Source organism: Vibrio sp. OPT46, assembly GCF_015163535.1.
Classification (GTDB): Bacteria; Pseudomonadota; Gammaproteobacteria; order Enterobacterales; family Vibrionaceae; genus Vibrio; species Vibrio alginolyticus.
The window spans coordinates 36,686-38,785 of the sequence record NZ_JADDYG010000302.1 but is presented as its reverse complement, the minus strand read 5'-3'; the positions used below and the strand labels follow the sequence as shown (position 1 = coordinate 38,785).

General features: G+C 45.3%; 1 protein-coding gene. It reads left to right on the top strand.

The window, feature by feature from the left end; translation table 11 throughout:
* Window positions 1-2,100: hypothetical protein (locus IQR33_RS14295; RefSeq protein ID WP_193843781.1), on the top strand; the 2,100-nt coding region annotated here is incomplete at both ends.

Sequence of the window (2,100 nt, the reverse complement as noted above, 5' to 3'; positions counted from 1 at the left end):
AGCACATCAAGCGTTAGGTGCTGCAATGGGTAAAGTGCCACCAGCAGCAGAGCGTCACGCAACGGAAGATCAAGCGGAAGCACAACAAAGTGTTGAGCCACAACAGCCGGAACCAGTACAGCCACAGCAAGCGCAACCACAACAACCAATTTCTGAAGCTGCAAAACAGCAAGAGCAAGCGCCTGTTAATCTGTTCTCTTCAGACAATCATGCCGATCTAATCCGTGACGGCCAGCAAGCTGTCAGCGCAATCAAAACTTGGGAAAAACAAGACCGAGGCAATGATTACGCGAAGCAATTGCGTCAAGACATGAGCCGTTACTTGGCAACTCTTAATACAGATCTATCCATTGAAGAACGTCAAGCGGCGCAGCGTTCAATGAATTCAATTTACAATGAGTTCTTGAGTGCTATTGGACAGAAACAAAAATCACCAGTTGATAATGAAGTTGCTCAAGCAGAAATGTTTGATCCTGAAACTGGAGAAGTAATGGCAGATTCAGAGCTATACCATTCTCAAGATGCTCAACGAGATAAGTTTGAATTGAGCCAATCAATTCAACGTGGTGAGCTTGGTTTTGTCGATGAAATTGCAGCGCAAGACGAAAACTTTAAACAAGGCTTGCAACGCGCCATGGAAATCTCGCCAGCAGCAGTGCTTCAGATTGCAAAAGCGCGTCGTGACGGAAGCATGAGCCAAGAGCAAGCGATCAGCGCTTTGCAGCGTGTCATTAACTCCGACGAGCTAAAACAAGTCGATCAGTTACGCCCAACTGATGAAGAGAGTTTTCTGCGTGATCAGCAAGCTCAAGAGCGCAATGCTCAACAGCAACTAGAGAATCGCGGCATTCGAACCAATGGCTATCAACCAAACGTTGAGGAAACGCCAGAGTTTCAACGCAATCAGGCGCGTGTTCTTCAAGGTATGAGACAACAAGCTCAAACCAACTCGTTTGCTGGTGGACATCAACCAAACGGTGAGCGTGACGTTACTCCGTTAGCAACGGGTATCGAGAATCAACGAGTTTATGACGCACCACAAGTTGAGTTTGATCGATGGTCTGACGTTAATCCTAAAGACGTTAATCGTGATGAGCGATTCACCAAGCTAGCGAATGAATATGACCTAAATCCTGTAGAAACAGAGCAGGAGCGTTATCGTGCGCCTTATATAGTTGCTCAAGAGCCTATTTCCGCATCAATCCAAGAGGTCGAACAGCGCCAACCTAATCGCAATGCTCGTATTCAAAAGAAATTTGATAAGCGCGAGTCTCAAGAGGTTGAGTCATACAGTGAAGAGTTGCCACAGACTGGCGACGAGTATGTTTACCAATCTGGTGAAGCTGCAAAACGTTCAGAGCTTGGCCGTCAACTTGGTAAAGCTCAAGCTGAAATCGCAATCAAAGGCCGTCAGAAAGTTAACCGTGAACAACGCATCAAGAACATCTTGGAAGGCAAGGGTACAAAAGACGATCTGAACTGGTTGGACAAAGAAGTAAACGCTCAAGCTGATAGCAAAAAAGCCAAGAAACCTACCCTTAAAATAGGTCAAGGTATTGATGGAGTGGACGTTAAGCGCAGCGGTAATACCACAACGTTGACGCCTAAAGTCGAAAAGTGGAACGCAACTATTGGCGAGAGATCGGTTTACGTCACTCAAGATAAAGAGCTTAAACAGGTACAAATCCGACTAGCGGAACAAGAGGAACCGGTTACTACTTTTGACTATGGCAAAGGTAGCGATATGCGCTTGATGGATGCTATTGGAAAAGCTAATCAAGCAGCGGATAAATATGTAAGCCTTATTGTAAAAAGCAATGAATCTTACCTTCAGAGCGAAGCAGAAAAAGCCCAAAGCAAAGGTGTTGTTGACCAATCACTTTTAGTCGAAGAACGCGAAAAGACAGCGAAAGCCGTTGATATTTGGCCTAGTGTTGAGCAACGCCTTGATCGCGGTCAAATGCCTACGCCTGAACAAATGAATGTTTTGCAAGATGCTGCGGAATATATCAATTCAGCAGGCAAGATTTACTTTACTGGCAAGCTAGGTGATTTGCTCCGCTTTGGTGACGTTCTGAAAACTCGCTTATCAAAATATGA